Below are 19,911 nucleotides of genomic sequence, written 5' to 3' on the forward strand. Positions count from 1 at the left end.
ATGCTACCTAAAAAAGTGCGACAGCCACTGGCTTTCACCAGTGGCTGCAAAAGAGAATTATTTTTTGTCGATCTGGTTACCAATCACGCCACCGATGGCGGCACCCCCAACCGTACCAATCGCGCTACCGCCAGTTAACACGGCACCACCAACCGCACCGATACCAGCGCCTAAGGCGGTACTTTTGCCACGCGTACTCATGGAGCCACAGGCGGTCATGCTCAGGCACAGTACTAACAAGGCTGTCCAGATCAGGGATTTATGCAAAGATTTTTGATGGGCGCTGTTCATTTGATCTCTCCACAATGAATAAATAGTGGGGTCAGTATAAGCATGTGACCATTTCTGTTGTAGCAGATTAAAGCTGATAGTACTGTCAGAACTCTCTGACAAATGTAAAGAAGCAGGCTACTGGTTGGATAGGGCGTTTGACAGCAGTTTAGCCGTCACGTCCACAATCGGGATAATGCGCTCGTAAGCCATACGCGTTGGGCCAATGACGCCCAGTGTGCCAACGACCTGGCCATCGACTTCATAGGGGGAGGTCACCAGGCTGCATTCGTCCAGCGGCAGGTAGCCGCTCTCGCCACCGATAAAAATCTGTACGCCATCCGCGCGCTGGCTATGGTCCAGCAATTGCATCAGGGCCGTGCGGCGTTCAAAAATCTCAAACAGTTTGCGCAGACTGCCGACGTTGGTCGAGAGTTCATCGACTTGCAGCAGATTGCGTTCGCCAGCAATCACCACCGTTTCCTGCTCAGAGGATTCTGGCTGGCTGGCGGCTTCAAGCGCGGCGGACATCAGGCGGTTAATGTCGACTTGCATCTGCTGTAGCTCTTGCTTGAGTTTGGCTTGTACTTCTTCGAGCGAAAGCCCGCGGCAATGGCTGTTAAAGTAATTGCTGGCGGCAGTCAGTTCGCTGGCGCTAAAGGCTTTGTCAGTGAGCAAAATGCGATTTTGCACCTGGCCATCTTCAGTGACCAGGATGACCAGGATTTTTTTATCATTTAAGTGCAAAAACTCCAGGTGTTTCAACACGTTACGTGTACGCTTGGGAATCATCACCAATCCGGCAAACTGCGTCAGTTGCGACAGCATGTCGGCTGCGCTGTTAATCAGTGCCTGCGGATTGGGCGACGTCAGCCCGGTTTTGAGTTGCGCCACGGCGCGCTGGTCTATCGGCTGTACGGTCATGAGCGAGTCTACAAACAGGCGATAACCTTTTTTGGTCGGCACACGGCCAGAAGAGGTATGCGGACTGGTGATAAACCCTAATTGTTCGAGGTCGCTCATGACGTTGCGGATAGTCGCCGGACTGACATCCAGGCCTGAATGCTGGAGCAGGGTACGTGAGCCTATGGGTTGACCTTCGCTGATGTAATGTTCGACCAGCGTTTTTAGCAAAATTTGCGCGCGTTTATCCACTTTTAACCACCTTGTTGCCGTGTTTGAAATTTTGCACCATTTACGCTCAGGATAACAGCCCCTTGCGCTTTTCAGTTGTGGGCTTCTATGCTTTAATGCGGCCATGCAATCTACATTCCGCTCAGTCGCCATTGTTGGAAAATACATGGACGCCACCGCCTTGCAGCACATGCAAAGTGATTTGACCCGTTTGGCGCATCATCTGTTGTCGCGCGGCTTGCATGTTTGCATTGAAGAACGCACGGCACAGTTTGTAGATGATGAAGGCTTTGAACTGGCCAGCCTGGAAGATATCGGCACCAAGGCTGACCTGGTGATTGTCATGGGTGGTGATGGCACCATGCTGAGTGTGGGACGAGCTTTGCGTGATACCGGTGTGCCGCTGGTCGGCATTAACCGTGGGCGCCTGGGTTTTTTGACCGATTTACAAACGGATCATATGCTGGTTGAGATTGATAAGATCCTGCAGGGTGAGCATCAACTCGAATCGCGCATGTTGCTGCAATCTGTGGTTACCCGTGCCGGAGTAGCCATCGAGCACACTGTTGCCTTGAATGATGTGGTGATTAAAAGCGCCTTTCGCCTGATTGAGCTGGAAGTACATGTGGATGGGCAATTTGTCTCGCGCCAGCGCTCTGATGGCCTGATTTTAACCACGCCAACGGGCACGACTGCTTATGGGTTGTCTGCCGGTGGCCCGATTATGCACCCCGACCTCGAAGCGATTTCCATCGTGCCAATTAGCCCACACACATTGAGCTATCGGCCAATTACGGTGCCTGCTTGCAGCGTGATTGAGGTCATCGTGGTCAATGCAGCCGATGCCCAGATCAGTTATGACGGCCAAGGGCAGTATCCATTGATGGTGGGCGATCATGTGCGCATTGAACGTGCACCACAGCAAATCCAACTGGTGCATCCTAAAGATTATTGCTATTTTGATATGTTGCGTAACAAATTAAACTGGGGCTAAACAAGCCCGCGCTGATAACCCATGCTACAAGCCCTTTCTATCCGAGATTTTGTCATTGTTGATACGCTGGAACTCGAGTTCTCAGCAGGATATACCGCCCTTACCGGTGAAACCGGTGCGGGAAAATCCATCTTGATTGATGCTTTGTCGTTAAGCCTGGGCGCGCGTAATGAGGGCGACGTGACGCGTAAAGGTTGCGAAAAGGCAGAGATTTCTACTACCTTTGATATTGCAAAGAATTTAGCGGCACGCGAATGGTTACAGGCACAAGAAATTGACGTCGATGATGCGCTTATTTTACGCCGGGTGATTTATGCCGATGGCCGTAGCCGCGCATTTATCAATGGCGCTTCAGCCACGGTCGGCCAACTGCGGGAGATCGGCGAAACCCTGATTGATATCTATAGTCAGAATGCACATCACTCTTTGCTTAAAATTGCCACCCAGCGCGAGATACTGGACGCCTATGCGCAAGCCGCGCCGTTGGCAAAACAAGTGGGCAAGCTTTACAAAGACTGGTCGCAATTGCATCAACAGCAATTAGCTTACGAGAAAAATGCCAGCCAGTTTGCTGACGAACTGGCCGTGCTGCGTGATAGCACGCGTGAGTTAAAGCAGTTGGGATTTGTGGTTGAAGAATGGGCGACATTGCAGCAGGAACATGTGCGGTTAAGCAATGGCGCCAGTTTGCTCAGTGGCATGGAAACCAGTTTGCAGATGATGAGCGAAGGCGACGAAGTGAATGCGCTGGATTTATTGTCGCAAGCACAAGCCAAGCTGGCCGAGTTGCAAACGATGGATGCAGGTTTGCAGCCGATGCTTGAAACACTGGATTCTGCTGTGGTGCAACTGGAGGAAGCCAGCCGTGCGCTAAATCGCTACCTGCAAAAAAGCGAGTTGGACCCGGCGCGTCTGGCAGAAGTCGAGGCGCGCATACAGGCGATTCATGGCGTTGCCCGCAAGTTCAGGGTCAAGCCGGACGAGTTGCCAGATTTGTTGGCGGCGCAATTGAGCCGCATGGCTGAGCTGGAGGGCTTTGCCGATGATGGTGCCTTGGCAAAACAGGTGCAAGCCGCATGGCAAAGCTATCAGGCGCAGGCTGTGGCGCTCTCCGCTGCGAGACAGCAAGCCGCCAATCAATTAGCAAAAACCATTACCGAGCAAATGCAGGCCTTGTCATTAAAAGGGGGGCAGTTTGCGGTTGCGTTAACGCCAGGCGAGCCCGCAGCACATGGTCTGGAACAGGTTGAGTTTTTGGTTGCTGGTCATGCCGGGGTGGAGCCGCGCCCACTCAATAAAGTCGCTTCGGGTGGCGAGTTATCACGTATTAGCCTGGCCTTGCAGGTGACCACGGCCTCATTAGGCACCGTGCCCTGCATGATTTTTGATGAGGTCGATGTCGGTATCGGTGGCGGCGTGGCTGAAGTGGTTGGCAAATTATTGAGCCAGTTGGGGCAGCATAGGCAAGTGCTGGTGATCACGCATTTGGCGCAAGTGGCCGCGCAGGCGCAACAACATTGGCAAGTCAGCAAGTCTGAGCAGCAGGGCACGACCTTGAGCAGAATCCGCACACTGGATGCCAGCGAGCGTGTGGAGGAGGTTGCCCGTATGCTGGGCGGCTTACAGATCACCGAAACCACGCGCGATCATGCGCGGGAAATGTTACAGGCAAATCTGGCCTAACTTACCGAGCGCAGCCATCTAGCAATTATCTACAAGCGCTGTTTTTATTTATTTCTGGTATTTTATTTTGTTTAGGTTTCCTCTGCTGCTATAGAGGGGGATTGCCTCATCACGTGCACAGCATTATTTTGCATTGATTAGGGTGAGTTGTTGTCAGCGATGCTGTTTTCACACACCTGTTTCAATATGGCCCACTGTGCCAGTTTTTCTTCGAATCTCAGCCTGGCATTGGCAGGACTGGTCGACGGCAAAATAACCGTTTCAATTTCAGGTGCGGGCCGGATATGTTTTTTGAATAATTGGGCGGCAGCCTGGCCGTTGAGTGCAATTAATCGGATGCGTGGACAATCAGCCAGTAATTGATGGATGTGGTTGGCGACAATGCTGTTGCTCTGGATGTTACTGTCCAAACTACCCATGCGCTGTGCGGAGTGGCACACGTCCCAGATGGCCAGTCCTTGATCCTGTGCGGATTGGCAGCGCACGTGATAGGCTGCCTGTGCCGGGATATTGAATAGTTGCTCCAATATCCGCCAGAAGGCATTTTGCGGGTGTGCGTAGTATTGTTGCTGTCTGAGCGATGCGATGCCAGGCAATGTGCCTAGAATGAGGATGCGCGCATCAGGATTGGCGACGGGTGCAAATCCGGTCGTGTGATGTTCGGGTATGCTAGGTGAGTGTTCAGGCAAGCGGGCATGTGATGGGTCAATGCCCGCCAGCGAGCATCGACCCATGCGTGAAGTGATTATTCAGTGCAAGGTTGTTTTTTGCACAAACCATAAATGGTCAGTGAGTGGTCTTGCATGCTGAAACCATATTTTTCAGCGGCTGCTTTTTGTCTTTTTTCAATTTCTTCATCGTAAAACTCTTCAACGCGACCACATTTTACGCACACAATATGGTCGTGATGGCTGCCTTCGTTCATTTCAAACACGGCTTTGCCACTTTCAAAGTGGTGGCGCACCAGCAAGCCAGCCTGCTCAAACTGGGTTAATACACGATACACCGTGGCCAGGCCAACGTCTTCGCCGTTGGTGATCATGATTTTGTAAATGTCTTCCGCAGACAGGTGGCGCTGTTCGCTATTTTCAAACAGCTCCAGAATTTTCAGACGCGGTAGCGTGGCTTTGAGGCCTGCATTTTTAAGTTCTTTGGGATCATGCATAGGTTTTGTCCATTGGTGTTGTCTGTCGTTAAGTTTTGTCACGCCTTAAGTTGCCTGCCGTACTGGATTGGCGAAACTACGTGGTATATTAATGATTATTCTCAATAATACCGATTATAAAGTGAATCCAATGCGTAATTCTATCTTATTTGTGTTGGCTGTCGCATCACTGGAGAGTGGGTGCGGTGCCAAACTTCCTTCACTTAAGCCGTTCAAGATGGAAGTTCAGCAAGGCAACGTCGTGACCTCCAAAATGCTGTTGCAGTTGCGCCCGGGCATGACGCGATCACAAGTGCGCTACATTATGGGGACCCCGCTCATTGTAGATAGTTTCCGTGATAATCGCTGGGATTATTTTTACGAGTTGCGCAAACAGGGCGCCATTGTTGAAAAGCGCCGCGTGATTCTTGATTTTGACAAGGACAGCCTGGTTTCCGTACGTGGGGATGTGATTCCGTCAGCAGAAAATCCTGATGTGAAAACCATTGCAGAGTTGCCACAGAAAAAAGTGGAAGCAGAAAAAGAGCAGGGTTGGACCGATAAGCTGAAGTTCTGGAAAGCCGAAGAAGGTGCTGCGGCTGAAAAAGCGGCAGAAGCGACCGCGACCGATGCGGCCAAAGTGCAGGCAGCCGCCAGCAGTGCGCCTGCTGTTCAAGCGACGGCAGAAAAAGCTGTCACAGAAGAAGAGATTGTGCCGCATATTCCTGAAGGGGAGTATCAAGCTAAGGCTGCTGCAAATGATCAAGAAATGGCGGCGAAAATTGCGGATACTGTAGAGCCTCCACCCGTATTTAAAGAGGCCCCTGTTGTCGCGCCAACGGCAGCGGTGGCTCCCGAACCTGTGTTGCCACCGCCAGTGAAGGCAGGCTCTGTGGCCGCTAAGAGTGTGGTGGCGCCCGTGGCTGCCGCCGCTACTGTAGCCGCTGCTGCTGTGAAACCTGCGGAGTCTAAACAAGCCCAGGTTGCCAAGTCAACTGCAGTGGCTGCTGTTGAAGATGATGAAGTGATTCCCTATATTCCTGAAGGGGAGTATGTGGCGCCAGTAGTGCCAACCGAGCAGGAAATGGTCAAAGGCAATATGGCTGAAGCCAATGCGCCAGCGACAGACGCTGAAGCCCATCAGGTGACTGAGAAGGGGGTTGCACCTAAGGCTGAGCATGCGGCTGAACCGTCACCGACGTTTGTGGCCGAGCAACTGCCAGAGCCCGAACCTGAGCCGGAACTGCCACCACCGCCGCCAGCGAAATCTATCGTGAAGGAAGTGGCACCTGTTGTTCCGCCTACAGCTACTCTGGCGGCTAAAGCACCGCAAGCAGCGGCCAAAGCCGTTGAGCCTGCACCCGTGGTCGCGCAGGAAGTGCCTGCTGGTGATGATGAAATTAATCAGGCGGTGGCTGCCTGGGCGCAAGCCTGGCGTAGCAAGGATATTAAAAACTATCTGGTTGCCTACGCGCCTGACTTTGTGCCAGAAGGCTTACCATCCAAAAAAGCCTGGGAAGCGCAACGTAAGCAGCGTTTGTCGGCTGGTCAGGGGGCGATCACCCTGGTATTGAATAATATTCAAGTGCAACGTGAAGGCACGGCTGCGATTGCTACTGTGCATTTTGAGCAGAAGTATGCGGCTAAATCTTATAAGGATGAGCTGACGAAAACCTTGGAAATGCGTTATGACTCATCACTGAAGCGCTGGTTGATCACGCGTGAGCGTGTCACGCCTTTGGCTGGTGCAGCCGCCGTGCCTGTGGCGGATCTACCGAAAGTGAGCGCCTCTGAGCCAGTGGTGGTGGCAGAAGCATCCGTGGCGCCAACTGCGACAGTAGACAGCGGCGTTGAGTCAGCGGTGCAGGCATGGGCGCAAGCTTGGCGTAGCAAGAATACGAATGCCTATTTTGCGGCCTATTCTCCTGCTTTTGTGCCAGAGGGTTTGCCTAATCGTGCCGCCTGGGAGGCGCAGCGTAAAAAACGCCTGTCCCCGCAGCAGGGTAAAATCAGCCTGGATATCAGCAACCTCAATGTTTCCCGTACAGGAGACGCGGCGGTGGTGACATTCACGCAAAAATACGCCGCAAAATCCTACCGTGACGAGATGTCTAAACGTTTGGAGTTGCAACTGGATGCGGCTACCCAGCGTTGGTTGATTGTGCGTGAAACGACTGCTTCTGGTGCTGAAGCGGCATCTGGCAGCCAGCAAGTGACTGCACCTGAAGGTAGCGCTGAGCATCTAGACGGTGTGTTGGAACAAATCGGGTTTTAACCCATTATTAAATAAAGAATGATTGAGCGAGTGATGTTGAAAGTTGTGATTGCAGGTGTGTCTGGTCGTATGGGGCATGCTTTATTAGAGGGTGTTTTTTCTGACAGTGGTTTGCAACTGCATGCTGCATTGGATCGTGCTGAGAGCGCTATGATAGGGCGCGATGCGGGTGAGCAGTTCGGCAAGCAGACCGGTGTCAAAATTACCTCGGATATTGCTGCGGCCTTACAGGGTGCAGATGTGCTGGTGGATTTCACCCGCCCTGAGGCTAGCATGCAATATTTGCAAGCCTGCCAGCAAGCGAATGTGAAGCTGGTCATTGGCACCACTGGGTTTAATGAGGCTGAGAAAGCCAGTATTGAAGCAGCCGCCAAAAAAGTTGGCGTGGTGTTCGCGCCGAATATGAGTGTGGGCGTGACTTTGTTGATCAACCTGGTTGAGCAAGCTGCGCGCGTGCTCAATGAAGGTTACGATATTGAAGTGGTGGAGATGCATCACCGCCACAAGGTGGATGCGCCTTCTGGTACGGCACTGCGTTTGGGCGAAGCAGCAGCCAAAGGCATTGATAAAGCCTTAAAAGATTGTGCAGTGTATGCGCGTGAAGGTGTGACCGGCGAGCGCGAAGCAGGCACCATTGGTTTTGCGACCTTGCGTGGTGGCGATGTGGTTGGTGATCACACTGTGGTGCTGGCGGGGGTGGGTGAGCGCGTAGAGCTGACGCACAAGGCCTCGAGCCGCGCCACGTTTGCCCAGGGCGCATTGCGTGCAGCCAAATTTTTGGCGGATAAGCCACAAGGTTTGTTTGATATGCGTGATGTACTGGGGTTTGATAAAAGCTGATTTTAAGGGGCTGCCCAGCGCCTGCCTGGCTTGCGTCACAAAAGCAATATTGCCTGTGACTTGCCCTTGAGTGGGCGGTCGATTTGCGCTATAATGCTTTAATTCTGAACGGGAAGAGTCCAAAAAGCTTTTCCCGTTTTGCACATCTATTCACCGCAGCTTGAACCCGGTTTCTGGCGATGCGATGAACCCTCTAAACGATGTGTTTCGTATCAAACTTAAGGAGCTAAAGGTGTCAAAAACAATTCCAGCGATTTTAGTGTTAGCAGATGGAACTGTTTTTAAGGGCATTAGCATTGGCGCTTCCGGTCATACGGTCGGTGAAGTGGTGTTCAATACATCTATCACCGGATATCAGGAAATTCTGACTGATCCATCCTACACCGAACAAATTGTGACACTGACTTATCCGCACATTGGTAACTACGGTACCAATAGTGAAGATGTCGAGTCAGGCAAAGTCTATGCTGCGGGTCTGATTATTCGTGACTTGCCCTTATTGGAAAGCAATTTCCGCAGTGAACAAAATCTCTCCGATTATCTCAATGCCAATAATGTGGTGGCCATTGCTGATATCGATACCCGCAAACTGACCCGTATTCTGCGCGAAAAAGGCGCTCAGGCTGGCTGTATCATGGCGGGTGAATCAGTTGATGAAGCGCAAGCCCTGGCCCTGGCCAATGGTTTCCCAGGCCTGGCAGGTATGGACCTGGCCAAAGTGGTCAGCTGTACCCAGCCTTATGAGTTTACAGAAGCTGAGTGGCAATTGGGCTCTGGCTTCAGCAAAACGGCTGACGCGCAGTTTAATGTGGTGGCCTTTGACTACGGTGTCAAACGTAACATTTTGCGCATGCTGGTTTCACGTGGCTGTAAAGTCACCGTCTTGCCAGCGCAGGCCACTGCTGAACAAGCCCTGGCCTACAAACCTGATGGTATTTTCCTGTCTAACGGCCCTGGTGATCCGGAACCATGCGATTACGCGATTAGCGCGATTAAAACATTGGTTGATACCGGTATCCCGACTTTTGGTATTTGCCTGGGCCACCAGTTGCTGGCCCTCGCGAGCGGCGCTAAAACCTTGAAGATGAAGTTTGGTCACCACGGTGCTAACCATCCGGTACAAGACGTTGAAAGCAAACGCGTTTACATTACCAGCCAGAACCATGGTTTTGCGGCTGATCCTGCCACCTTGCCAGCTAATGTCAAGGTGACGCATGTGTCCTTGTTCGATGGCAGCCTGCAAGGGATTACACGTACAGACAAGCCAGCTTTTAGCTTCCAGGGTCATCCGGAAGCGAGCCCTGGCCCGCAAGAAATGAGCGTGTTGTTTGACCGCTTTATCCAGTTAATGCAAGAAAGAAAGTCCATCTAATGGCAAAAAGAACTGACATTAAAAGTATTCTGATTATCGGTGCCGGTCCCATTGTCATTGGGCAGGCCTGTGAGTTCGACTATTCTGGTGCGCAAGCCTGTAAGGCTTTGCGTGAAGAAGGTTACCGCGTCATTCTGGTAAACTCCAATCCGGCGACCATCATGACCGACCCGGAAATGGCCGACGCAACCTACATCGAGCCAATCACCTGGCAGATGGTGGAAAAAATCATCGAAAAAGAGCGTCCTGATGCTTTGCTGCCAACCATGGGCGGCCAAACTGCACTCAACTGTGCGTTGGACTTGGACAAGCATGGCGTCTTGCAAAAATTCAATGTCGAGCTGATTGGTGCTTCTAAAGAGGCCATTGATAAAGCGGAAGACCGCCAGAAATTTAAAGAAGCCATGACCAAAATTGGCTTGGGTTCTGCACGCTCTGCCATTGCGCATAGCCTGGAAGAAGCCTTGCAAGTGCAGGCGACCATTGGTTACCCGGCGATTATCCGCCCTTCATTCACCATGGGTGGCAGCGGCGGCGGGATTGCTTATAACCGCGAGGAGTTTATCGCGATTTGCGAGCGTGGCCTGGATGCTTCACCAACTAACGAATTGCTGATTGAAGAGTCTCTGCTGGGTTGGAAAGAGTATGAGATGGAAGTGGTGCGCGATAAAGCGGACAACTGCATCATCATCTGCTCAATTGAAAACCTGGATCCGATGGGTGTGCATACTGGCGACAGTATCACCGTGGCGCCAGCGCAAACTTTGAGCGACAAAGAATACCAGATCATGCGTAATGCCTCTTTGGCAGTGCTACGTGAAATCGGTGTGGATACCGGCGGCTCTAACGTGCAGTTCGCCATCAACCCGGATGATGGTCGCATGATCGTGATCGAAATGAACCCGCGTGTGTCGCGTTCATCCGCCCTGGCTTCTAAAGCCACGGGTTTCCCGATTGCCAAAGTGGCCGCCAAGCTGGCGGTGGGTTTTACCCTGGACGAGTTACGCAATGAAATTACGGGCGGTCAGACGCCGGCTTCGTTTGAGCCGTCGATTGATTATGTGGTCACCAAAGTGCCACGGTTTGCGTTCGAGAAATTCCCGCAGGCTGATAGTCGCTTGACCACACAGATGAAGTCTGTGGGCGAAGTCATGGCCATGGGACGTAGTTTCCAGGAATCCTTCCAGAAAGCCCTGCGTGGCCTGGAAGTGGGCGTAGATGGCCTGGATTCTGTGACCGATGACAAAGACCGCATCGTCAAGGAAATGGGCGAGCCAGGTCCTGAGCGTATCTGGTATGTGGCTGACGCCTTCCGTTTGGGCATGAGCGTTGCCGAGATTTTCGACATCACAAAAATCGATCGCTGGTTCCTGGTGCAGATTGAAGAAATCATCAAGTTGGAGCAGTCGCTGTCAGTAAAATCATTGGCAGATTTGAACAAGGAAACTTTGTTCAGGCTGAAACGTAAAGGCTTCTCTGACCGCCGTTTGGCTAAATTGCTCAACACCGATCAGCACGCAGTGCGCGCGTTCCGCCAGGCGCTGAATGTGCGTCCGGTGTACAAGCGCGTGGATACCTGTGCGGCAGAGTTCGCCACCAACACGGCGTATATGTATTCCACTTATGAAGAAGAGTGCGAATCACAGCCAACCAATAACAAAAAGATCATGGTATTGGGCGGTGGCCCTAACCGTATTGGCCAGGGTATTGAGTTTGACTATTGCTGTGTACACGCGGCTTTCGCCATGCGCGAAGATGGTTACGAAACCATTATGGTGAACTGTAACCCGGAGACGGTTTCTACCGATTACGATACTTCTGACCGTTTGTACTTCGAGCCAGTCACGTTGGAAGATGTACTCGAGATCGTCAATATTGAAAAACCGGTGGGCGTGATTGTGCAATACGGTGGTCAAACGCCATTGAAATTAGCGCGTGACCTGGAAAAAGCCGGTGTGCCTATCATTGGTACCACTCCAGACGCGATTGACCGTGCGGAAGACCGTGAGCGTTTCCAGCAGATGTTGCACAACCTCAACCTGAAACAGCCACCTAACCGTACTGCACGTGCGCCAGAAGAGGCGATTCGCCTGGCGACTGAGATTGGTTATCCATTGGTGGTACGTCCATCTTATGTATTGGGTGGCCGTGCAATGGAAATCGTGCATGAGCAAAGCCAGCTCGAGCGCTATATGCGCGAGGCGGTAAAAGTGTCTAACGAATCCCCGGTATTACTGGATCGTTTCCTCAATGACGCAATTGAAGTCGACGTGGATGCATTGAGCGACGGTGAAGACGTGTTGATCGGCGGTATCATGCAGCACGTGGAGCAAGCCGGTGTGCACTCAGGCGACTCTGCCTGTTCATTGCCACCTTACAGCCTGAGCGACAGCCTGCAGGACGAGTTGCGCAAGCAAACCGTGCAAATGGCCAAAGCGTTGGGCGTGAAGGGGCTGATGAACGTGCAGTTTGCCGTGCAGAATACCGAGCAGGGCGAAGTCGTTTATGTGCTGGAAGTGAACCCGCGTGCCTCACGCACGGTGCCGTTTGTCTCCAAGGCCTGTGGCTTGCAACTGGCGAAGATTGCCGCGCGTTGCATGGCTGGCCAATCACTGAAATCACAAGGGGTGACCAAAGAAGTGGTGCCACCTTATTACTCAGTCAAAGAAGCCGTGTTCCCATTCATCAAGTTCCCGGGGGTAGATACCATTCTGGGACCAGAAATGAAATCTACCGGTGAAGTCATGGGCGTGGGTACGACCTTTGCTGAAGCATTTGTGAAATCACAACTGGGTGCTTCCGTGAAAATGCCAACTGGCGGCAAGGCATTTATCAGCGTGCGCAACGAAGACCATGCCAAAGTAATCGACATCGCCAAAGACCTGGTCAAACTGGGCTTTACCCTAGTGGCGACTAAAGGTACGGCTCGTGCCCTGTCAGAACAAGGTTTGGACGTGTCGCCAGTGAATAAAGTGGCTGAAGGCAGGCCGCACATTGTAGATATGATCAAGAACGATGAGATCAGCTTGATTGTCAATGTGACTGAAGATAAGAAAGCCATTACCGACTCTTATGAGATTCGTCGCAGCGCCCTGCAAAACAAGGTCACCTACTACACGACCCTGGCAGGTGCACGCGCCGCGTGTATCGGCATGGCGCAAAGCAAGGACATGAATGTCTATTCTGTGCAAGACTTGCACAAACGCCTTGCTTAACTTAAACTTGGCTTAATTGATATTTGAAATAAGCCACGCTCATTCGGGTGTGGTTTATTTTTTTTATACTCATTTTTTGAAGGTATTTCAACATGGCAGTACATCAAATTCCTGTCACCGTGCTTGGTGCAGAATTGCTCAAAGAAGAATTGCAACGTTTGCGTGCGGTAGATCGCCCGAATATTATCCAGGCAATTGCTGAAGCGCGTGCGCAGGGTGACTTGTCCGAGAATGCTGAATACGAATCTGCCAAAGAGCGTCAGAGCTTTATTGAAGGCCGTATCTCCGAGCTGGAAGGTAAGCTGTCTAATTTGCAAATCATTGATCCAACCATGTTGAACGCGGAAGGCCGCGTCGTGTTTGGTGCAACCGTACGTTTTGAGGACCTGGATTCAGGCGATGCCAAAACCTATCAGATCGTTGGCGAAGATGAAGCTGACATCAAAAATGGCAAGATTTCTGTCAGCTCGCCAATTGCGCGTGGCCTGATTGGCAAGTCCGAAGGCGAAGTGGTTGAAGTGCAGTCACCAGGTGGGGTGAAAGAGTACGAAATTATTGAAGTACTCTATATTTAGGAGTGCATGGCCATGGCCAAACAAGCAGGACTGAGCGGTTGGATTACACCACTGTTATTGACGGCGTGGGTAGGGGCATTATGGATGACGGCTATCACCGCCAGTGTCTTGTTCCAGACCATTCCAGATCGGCAATTGGCGGGTCTGGTGGCTGGCAAACTGTTCAGCATTGTCAGCTATATCGGTTTGGCCAGTGGCTTATGGTTGCTGATTCAGCGCCTGGCAAATGATGGCTTCTCCGCGTTCAAGCAGGGCTTGTTCTGGGTGGTGTTCCTGATGTGGGTGCTGGTGTTGATCGGCGAGTTTGGCATACAGCCGCTGCTGGCGCAGCTAAAAGCCAGTGCCTTGCCAAATGATGTGATGCAAAGCGTGTTTGCCAGCCGTTTTAAAACCTGGCACGGTATTGCCAGCATTGCCTACCTGGTGGAATGTTTACTAGGTGTCTGGCTGGTGATTAAGTCCAGTTAGAGACAAATAAAAAACGCGCTTTGAGTAGCGCGTTTTTTATTCATAGTCATTTGAAAGACTGGTGTTACAGCTTCGGAATCACGATCTTGGCAGACGCCTTAACCGTTTCGCTGGCGCGGTAAAACACCAATTGTTTGCCAATGTGGTGCACGGCAATTGCACTGGTTTTATCTGCAATGTCATTCAGCAATGATTTGCGTAGTTCGCGATCATCGCCGGCCACTTGTACTTTAATCAGTTCGTGCGCGTTGAGGCTGACATCAATTTCTTTTAAGACGGCGTCTGTCAGGCCATTGTTGCCTATCATGACAACCGGGTTTAAATTGTGTGCCAGGCCACGTAAATAAGCGATTTGTTTGCTGTTTAATTGCATGCAAAAATTTCCTTGATAACAATCAGTATTTTAGCATGAAGCAGGAATTCCCCCTATGAAACCCTCTAAAACCAGCAAAGCCTGGATGCAGGAACATTTGAACGACGAGTTCGTGAAACGCGCGCAAAAAGAAGGCTATCGCGCACGCGCTGCGTATAAGTTGCTGGAAATCGATGACAAAGACAAACTGATCAAGCCCGGCATGACAGTGGTTGACCTGGGTTCCACTCCAGGGAGCTGGTCACAGGTCGCGGTGCAACGTATCAAAGGGCAGGGGCGGGTGATTGCGCTGGATATTCTGGAGATGCACCCGATTCCCGGCGTGGAGTTTATTTGCGGCGATTTTCGTGAAGAGGTGGTGCTCAAGCAACTGGAGGCTTCACTCAATGGCAAACCGGTGGATCTGGTGATTGCCGATATGGCGCCGAATATGAGTGGGTTGAAAGATGTTGACCAAGCGGGCGCGACCTACCTCACCGAGCTGGCGCTGGATTTTTGTCAGCAATGGCTGAAACCGGGGGGCAATTTCCTGGTCAAAGTATTTATTGGCAGCGGGTTTGACGAAATTGTGAAGCAAATGCGTGGCCAATTTGAAAAAGTGGTGACACGTAAACCTAAAGCCTCGCGTGATCGCAGCAGTGAAGTGTATTTGCTGGGATTGCAACGTAAACCTTGAATTGCAATGCTTTTTTGCGTTTAGTTTCGTCGCATAAGCAAAAAATTGGGTATACAATGCCATCAAAGGCTTGAAAAGTTTGGTTTTGCCTCCATTGTTCCAGATAGGGACTTCCCTGCCTTTCGATTTTAAATTAAGGAACCACCTTGAATAATCTATTGAAAAATATCGCGATTTGGGTAGCGATCGCCTTGTTGCTGATGACGGTATTTAATCAATTTAACGGCACCGGCAGAAGTAGTGGTCAAGTGGTTTACTCACAGTTTATGCAAGAGGTCAGGGATGGCCGTGTTGCAAAAGTCCAGATTGATGGCCGCTCATTACATGTGACGACCAACGAAGGTAAAAACTACGATACCTTCACGCCTTCTGATCCATGGCTGGTGTCTGACCTGCTGAAAAACAATGTGATCGTCGAAGCCAAACCAGAAGAGCATGAATCCATGCTCATGAGCATCTTCGTTTCCTGGTTCCCGATGATTCTCCTGATCGGCGTCTGGATTTTCTTTATGCGCCAGATGCAAGGTGGCGGCAAGGGCGGTGGTCCATTCTCATTTGGCAAGAGCAAGGCGCGTCAATTAGATGAATCCAACAACAGCACGACGTTTGCTGATGTGGCCGGTTGCGATGAAGCCAAGGAAGAAGTGGCCGAGCTGGTTGAGTTCCTCAAAGACCCAAGCAAATTCCAGAAACTGGGTGGCCGTATTCCACGTGGCGTATTGATGGTTGGCCCGCCAGGGACAGGTAAAACTTTGCTGGCACGCGCCATTGCGGGTGAGGCTAAAGTACCGTTCTTCAGTATCTCCGGTTCTGACTTTGTAGAAATGTTTGTCGGTGTCGGTGCTGCGCGTGTGCGTGACATGTTTGAAACCGCCAAGAAAAACTCGCCTTGTATCGTGTTTATTGACGAAATCGACGCCGTTGGCCGCCATCGTGGTGCCGGTACTGGCGGTGGTAATGATGAACGTGAACAAACCCTGAACCAGATGCTGGTGGAGATGGATGGTTTTGAAGCCAACTCCGGCGTGATTGTGATTGCTGCGACTAACCGTGCCGATGTGTTGGACAAAGCTTTGCTGCGCCCAGGCCGTTTTGACCGTCAGGTGATGGTGGGCTTGCCAGATATTAAAGGCCGCGAGCAGATTCTGAATGTGCATATGCGTAAGGTGCCGATTGATCCGGACGTGAAAGCGGACATCCTTGCCCGTGGTACACCTGGTTTCAGCGGTGCGGACTTGGCTAACCTGGTGAATGAAGCAGCCTTGTTTGCTGCGCGCCGTAACAAGCGTACTGTCGACATGCAGGATTTTGAAGATGCCAAAGACAAAATCTTCATGGGTCCTGAGCGAAAGTCTATGGTCATGCGTGAAGAGGAGCGTTTGAATACGGCTTATCACGAATCTGGCCATGCGGTCGTTGCCAAGTTGCTGCCTAAGGCTGACCCGGTACACAAAGTGACGATTATGCCGCGTGGCTGGGCGTTGGGCCTGACCTGGCAGTTGCCTGAGCATGACCGTATCAGCAACTACAAAGACAAGATGCTGGAAGATATTTCGATTTTGTTCGGTGGCCGTATTGCCGAAGAAATTTTTATGAATCAGATGTCTACCGGTGCGTCGAACGACTTTGAACGTGCCACGAAAATGGCACGCGATATGGTGACCAAGTTCGGGATGTCTGATACGCTGGGTACGATGGTGTATGCCGGTAGCGAGCAAGACTCATGGATGGGCAGCATGTCTTCGCGTACGGTGTCTGAAGCCACTCAGCAAAAAGTGGATGCTGAAATCCGCCGCATTCTGGACGAGCAATATGGTATCGCCCGCAAATTGCTGGAAGACAACCGCGATAAAGTTGAAGCCATGACCAAAGCCTTGATGGAATTTGAAACCATTGATGCCGATCAGGTGAATGACATTATGGCTGGTTTGCCAGTGCGTGCACCTAAGCCTAAAAATGGCCCAACTGTGAGCTCAGGTGGTAGTGGGTCAGGCACCATGGTAAACCCGACGCCGCAACCCACGGCAAAAGGTGATGACACTGAAAGTAATCCCTAACATTGATTCACCGGGTATTTTGCAACCGGGCTTTCAGTTAAAATAACAAGGCTGGCATTTGCCAGCCTTTATTTTTTGGAAAATCAATCGCACATGCAATTTCACTGTGGCCGTTTTCGCCTCGATTTGGATACGCCCAAGGTCATGGGGATTATCAATGTCACGCCAGACTCTTTCTCCGATGGTGGCCAGTTTAACCAGGTGGATTTTGCCGTGGCACATGCCTTGACTCTGATAGAGCAGGGCGCTGCAGTGCTGGATATTGGTGGTGAGTCTACGCGGCCGAATGCGACGCCAGTGCCGTTGTCGGAAGAGCTGCAGCGCGTGATCCCGGTGATTGAAGCATTGGTTGCGCGCGATATTCCTGTGCCGATTTCGATAGACACTTACAAACCCGAGGTCATGCGTGCCGCGATTGCCGCAGGCGCCAGCATGGTCAATGACGTGCGTGGCTTGCAGGAGGCGGGGGCCTTAGAGGCCGTGGCTAACAGTGATGTCGGTGTGTGTATTATGCACATGCAGGGCACACCGCAAACCATGCAACTCGAACCGCATTATGAGGATGTAGTGGCTGAGGTAAAACAGTTTTTACACGAACAACGGGATGCATGCCTGGCTGCGGGCATTGCGCAGGAACGTATCATGCTGGACCCTGGCTTTGGTTTTGGTAAAACCCGTGCGCACAATATTGCATTAGCCAAAGCCTTACCCCAGTTGCTGGACCTGGATTGTCCTTTACTGGTCGGATTGTCGCGTAAATCAGTCTTAGGGCAAATGACCGGTAATGATGTCGATGCACGCTTGCATGCCAGCGTGGCTGCAGCGGTAATCAGTGCCATGCAGGGTGCACATTTATTACGTGTGCATGATGTCAAGGCGACCGTTGAAGCACTTAAGGTCGTGTCAGCATTGCAATAAACATATATACAAAAGAATAGGCAAGAGAAGGATAAGAGCGATGAGTAAACAGTATTTTGGCACCGATGGTATTCGTGGTCGTGTGGGTGAGTCGGTGATTACCCCCGAATTCGTGATGAAGCTGGGCTATGCTGCCGGGCGCGTATTAGCCAGTCATGAGCATTTGCCCGCAGGCAAACGCCCAACGGTGCTGATTGGTAAGGACACGCGCATTTCTGGCTATATGCTGGAGGCTTCACTGGAAGCTGGCTTGTCGGCAGCGGGGGTGGATGTGTTGCTGACCGGGCCCATGCCAACGCCTGCGGTGGCTTACCTGACGCGTGCCTTGCGTGCACAGGCTGGGATTGTGATTTCGGCTTCGCATAATCCGTATTACGATAACGGCATCAAGTTCTTCTCCGCCCAAGGCACCAAGTTACCAGATGACATTGAGCATGCGATTGAAGCTGAGTTGGTTAAACCCATGCAGGTCATGGAGTCAGCGCAATTAGGCAAGGCCAAGCGCGTCGATGATGCCGCTGGCCGTTATGTCGAATTCTGTAAAAGTACTTTTCCTAATCATCTCGATTTGCGTGGCCTCAAGATCGTGTTGGATTGCGCGCATGGCGCGACTTACCATGTGGCACCGCCGGTATTCCATGAGCTAGGTGCCGATGTGATTGCCATTGGCAACCAGCCGGATGGTCTCAATATTAATGAGGGCGTGGGTTCCACGCATCCGCAGGCCTTGCAAAAAGCCGTGGTTGAGCATCAAGCCGACCTCGGCATTGCTTTTGACGGCGATGGCGACCGTGTGATGATGGTGGATGGTGCAGGCAACCTGCTCGATGGCGACCAGTTGCTGTATATCATCGCCATGGGCCTGTATGCCAAAGGCAAGCTCAAAGGGGGCGTCGCCGGTACCTTGATGACCAATCTGGCCCTGGAACATGCCCTGCAAAAACATCAGATTCCGTTTGGCCGCGCCAAAGTCGGTGATCGTTATGTGCTGGAATTATTGCAAGATAAAAACTGGAAACTGGGCGGCGAGAATTCCGGCCATATCCTGACGCTGGATAAACATACAAGTGGCGATGCCATTATTGCGGCGTTGCAAGTGCTGCAATCCGTGCGTGAAAGTGGTAAAACACTACAGCAACTGGGCGCAGACTTGACCTTGTATCCGCAAGTGCTGATTAATGTCACCACCAAACAAAAGCTGGATTTGAACCAGGATGCCGTACAAACTGCCGTCAAGCAGGCGGAAACCACCTTGAATGGTGAAGGCCGCGTATTGCTGCGTGCGTCTGGCACCGAGCCCAAAATCCGCGTCATGGTCGAAGGTTTGAATCAGGGCCTGGTGCAAGCACAGGCAGAACAGCTTGCCGAGGTCATCCGCCAGCTGGCTGCTTAATTTCAGGAGGCATGCATGGACACCTTTAGTCACGCTTTATGGGGATATGGCCTGTTTGGTTTTCGCAAATATCCCAAATTTGCTGCGCTTATGGGGGCCATGCCTGACCTGATTTCTTTCGGTGCCTTATTGTTACTGCGGGTCATAGAAGGCAATTACAGCTTCGGCAAACCCGCACTGGCTACCTTACCCAGCTGGATTTACCCGGCTTACACGGTTGGCCACAGCTTTGTGATTGCCTTTGTCGTGATCGGCCTGGTGGCTGTTTGGCGTAAAGATATTGCCTTTGCCATGCTTGCCTGGCCGTTTCATATCACACTGGATTTCCCGTTCCATAGTTTGCAATACTTTGCCACGCCCATGTTCTGGCCGATTTCAGATTTTAAAGTCGATGGTATTCCCTGGTCTCACTGGTATATCTGGTGGCCAAATGTGGCAGGCATCATCATTCTGCTGGCCTACCGTTACAGGCAAAAACGGCAAGCTCAGCGGTAATAAAAAACGGGCATGGTGAAGCGGGCAGG

18 protein-coding genes are annotated in these 19,911 nt (G+C 51.6%); 13 read left to right on the forward strand and 5 right to left on the reverse strand.

Annotation, left to right across the window (positions count from 1 at the left end; genetic code table 11):
* Positions 1–57: 57 nt before the first annotated feature.
* Both INP79_RS09910 and hrcA read right to left on the reverse strand, forming a co-directional pair.
* A complete protein-coding gene (locus tag INP79_RS09910; RefSeq protein WP_194754127.1) occupies positions 58–291 on the reverse strand; it encodes a glycine zipper 2TM domain-containing protein in 234 nt (77 codons plus the stop codon).
* 117 nt (positions 292–408) lie between these two features.
* Positions 409–1,425: a heat-inducible transcriptional repressor HrcA gene (gene hrcA, locus INP79_RS09915; RefSeq protein ID WP_194742790.1), complete on the reverse strand. Its 1,017-nt coding sequence runs from the start codon at positions 1,423–1,425 to the stop codon at positions 409–411.
* Between the two features lie 103 nt (positions 1,426–1,528).
* On the opposite strand from hrcA, the gene INP79_RS09920 reads away from it, so the two are divergent.
* Positions 1,529–2,398 (forward strand): NAD(+) kinase, encoded by an 870-nt coding sequence (locus INP79_RS09920; RefSeq protein WP_194754128.1) that lies wholly within the window; start codon positions 1,529–1,531, stop codon positions 2,396–2,398.
* A 21-nt stretch (positions 2,399–2,419) separates the two neighbouring features.
* Positions 2,420–4,081 (forward strand): DNA repair protein RecN, encoded by a 1,662-nt coding sequence (recN, locus tag INP79_RS09925; RefSeq protein ID WP_194754129.1) that lies wholly within the window; start codon positions 2,420–2,422, stop codon positions 4,079–4,081.
* A gap of 137 nt (positions 4,082–4,218) precedes the next feature.
* Here recN and INP79_RS09930 read toward each other — a convergent pair whose 3' ends face one another.
* Positions 4,219–4,815 (reverse strand): DNA-deoxyinosine glycosylase, encoded by a 597-nt coding sequence (locus INP79_RS09930; RefSeq protein WP_228519852.1) that lies wholly within the window; start codon positions 4,813–4,815, stop codon positions 4,219–4,221.
* A gap of 11 nt (positions 4,816–4,826) precedes the next feature.
* Positions 4,827–5,246 carry a ferric iron uptake transcriptional regulator gene (gene fur, locus INP79_RS09935; RefSeq protein WP_194742794.1) on the reverse strand — a complete coding sequence of 140 codons (420 nt, stop codon included), beginning with the start codon at positions 5,244–5,246 and terminating at the stop codon, positions 4,827–4,829.
* Positions 5,247–5,376: 130 nt separating this feature from the next.
* Between fur and bamE the strand changes: the two genes are divergently transcribed.
* The 6 genes from bamE (at position 5,377) to INP79_RS09965 (ending at position 13,970) form a co-directional block, all read left to right on the forward strand.
* Positions 5,377–7,500 carry an outer membrane protein assembly factor BamE gene (gene bamE, locus INP79_RS09940; protein ID WP_228519853.1) on the forward strand — a complete coding sequence of 708 codons (2,124 nt, stop codon included), beginning with the start codon at positions 5,377–5,379 and terminating at the stop codon, positions 7,498–7,500.
* Between the two features lie 33 nt (positions 7,501–7,533).
* A complete protein-coding gene (dapB, locus tag INP79_RS09945; RefSeq protein WP_194754131.1) occupies positions 7,534–8,340 on the forward strand; it encodes a 4-hydroxy-tetrahydrodipicolinate reductase in 807 nt (268 codons plus the stop codon).
* Positions 8,341–8,572: 232 nt separating this feature from the next.
* Positions 8,573–9,712, forward strand: coding sequence for a glutamine-hydrolyzing carbamoyl-phosphate synthase small subunit (gene carA / locus INP79_RS09950; protein WP_194754132.1), 1,140 nt, complete (start codon positions 8,573–8,575; stop codon positions 9,710–9,712).
* Positions 9,712–12,927, forward strand: coding sequence for a carbamoyl-phosphate synthase large subunit (carB, locus tag INP79_RS09955; RefSeq protein WP_194754133.1), 3,216 nt, complete (start codon positions 9,712–9,714; stop codon positions 12,925–12,927). The genes carA and carB overlap by 1 nt, the downstream gene beginning before the upstream one ends.
* 92 nt (positions 12,928–13,019) lie before the next feature.
* Positions 13,020–13,502: a transcription elongation factor GreA gene (gene greA / locus INP79_RS09960; protein WP_194754134.1), complete on the forward strand. Its 483-nt coding sequence runs from the start codon at positions 13,020–13,022 to the stop codon at positions 13,500–13,502.
* A 12-nt stretch (positions 13,503–13,514) separates the two neighbouring features.
* Entirely contained in the window at positions 13,515–13,970 is a 456-nt protein-coding gene (locus INP79_RS09965; RefSeq protein WP_194754135.1) for a DUF4149 domain-containing protein, read from the forward strand.
* A 64-nt stretch (positions 13,971–14,034) separates the two neighbouring features.
* Here INP79_RS09965 and yhbY read toward each other — a convergent pair whose 3' ends face one another.
* Complete coding sequence (gene yhbY, locus INP79_RS09970; protein ID WP_194754136.1) at positions 14,035–14,343, reverse strand: ribosome assembly RNA-binding protein YhbY; 309 nt, start codon at positions 14,341–14,343, stop codon at positions 14,035–14,037.
* Positions 14,344–14,398: 55 nt separating this feature from the next.
* Between yhbY and rlmE the strand changes: the two genes are divergently transcribed.
* The 5 genes from rlmE (at position 14,399) to INP79_RS09995 (ending at position 19,882) form a co-directional block, all read left to right on the forward strand.
* The gene (gene rlmE, locus INP79_RS09975) at positions 14,399–15,019 is read left to right on the forward strand and encodes a 23S rRNA (uridine(2552)-2'-O)-methyltransferase RlmE (RefSeq protein WP_194754137.1); all 621 of its coding nucleotides are present in this window, start codon (positions 14,399–14,401) and stop codon (positions 15,017–15,019) included.
* A gap of 146 nt (positions 15,020–15,165) precedes the next feature.
* Complete coding sequence (gene ftsH, locus INP79_RS09980) at positions 15,166–17,076, forward strand: ATP-dependent zinc metalloprotease FtsH (protein WP_194754138.1); 1,911 nt, start codon at positions 15,166–15,168, stop codon at positions 17,074–17,076.
* Between the two features lie 93 nt (positions 17,077–17,169).
* Positions 17,170–17,994, forward strand: a complete 825-nt coding sequence (folP, locus tag INP79_RS09985) for a dihydropteroate synthase (protein ID WP_194754139.1) — start codon at positions 17,170–17,172, stop codon at positions 17,992–17,994.
* Between the two features lie 40 nt (positions 17,995–18,034).
* Positions 18,035–19,387, forward strand: a complete 1,353-nt coding sequence (glmM, locus tag INP79_RS09990; protein WP_194754140.1) for a phosphoglucosamine mutase — start codon at positions 18,035–18,037, stop codon at positions 19,385–19,387.
* Positions 19,388–19,402: 15 nt separating this feature from the next.
* Complete coding sequence (locus tag INP79_RS09995; RefSeq protein WP_194754141.1) at positions 19,403–19,882, forward strand: hypothetical protein; 480 nt, start codon at positions 19,403–19,405, stop codon at positions 19,880–19,882.
* The last annotated feature ends 29 nt before the right edge of the window (positions 19,883–19,911 follow it).

It is taken from the genome of Methylophilus sp. QUAN, assembly GCF_015354445.1.
In the GTDB taxonomy this organism is placed as follows: Bacteria; Pseudomonadota; Gammaproteobacteria; order Burkholderiales; family Methylophilaceae; genus Methylophilus.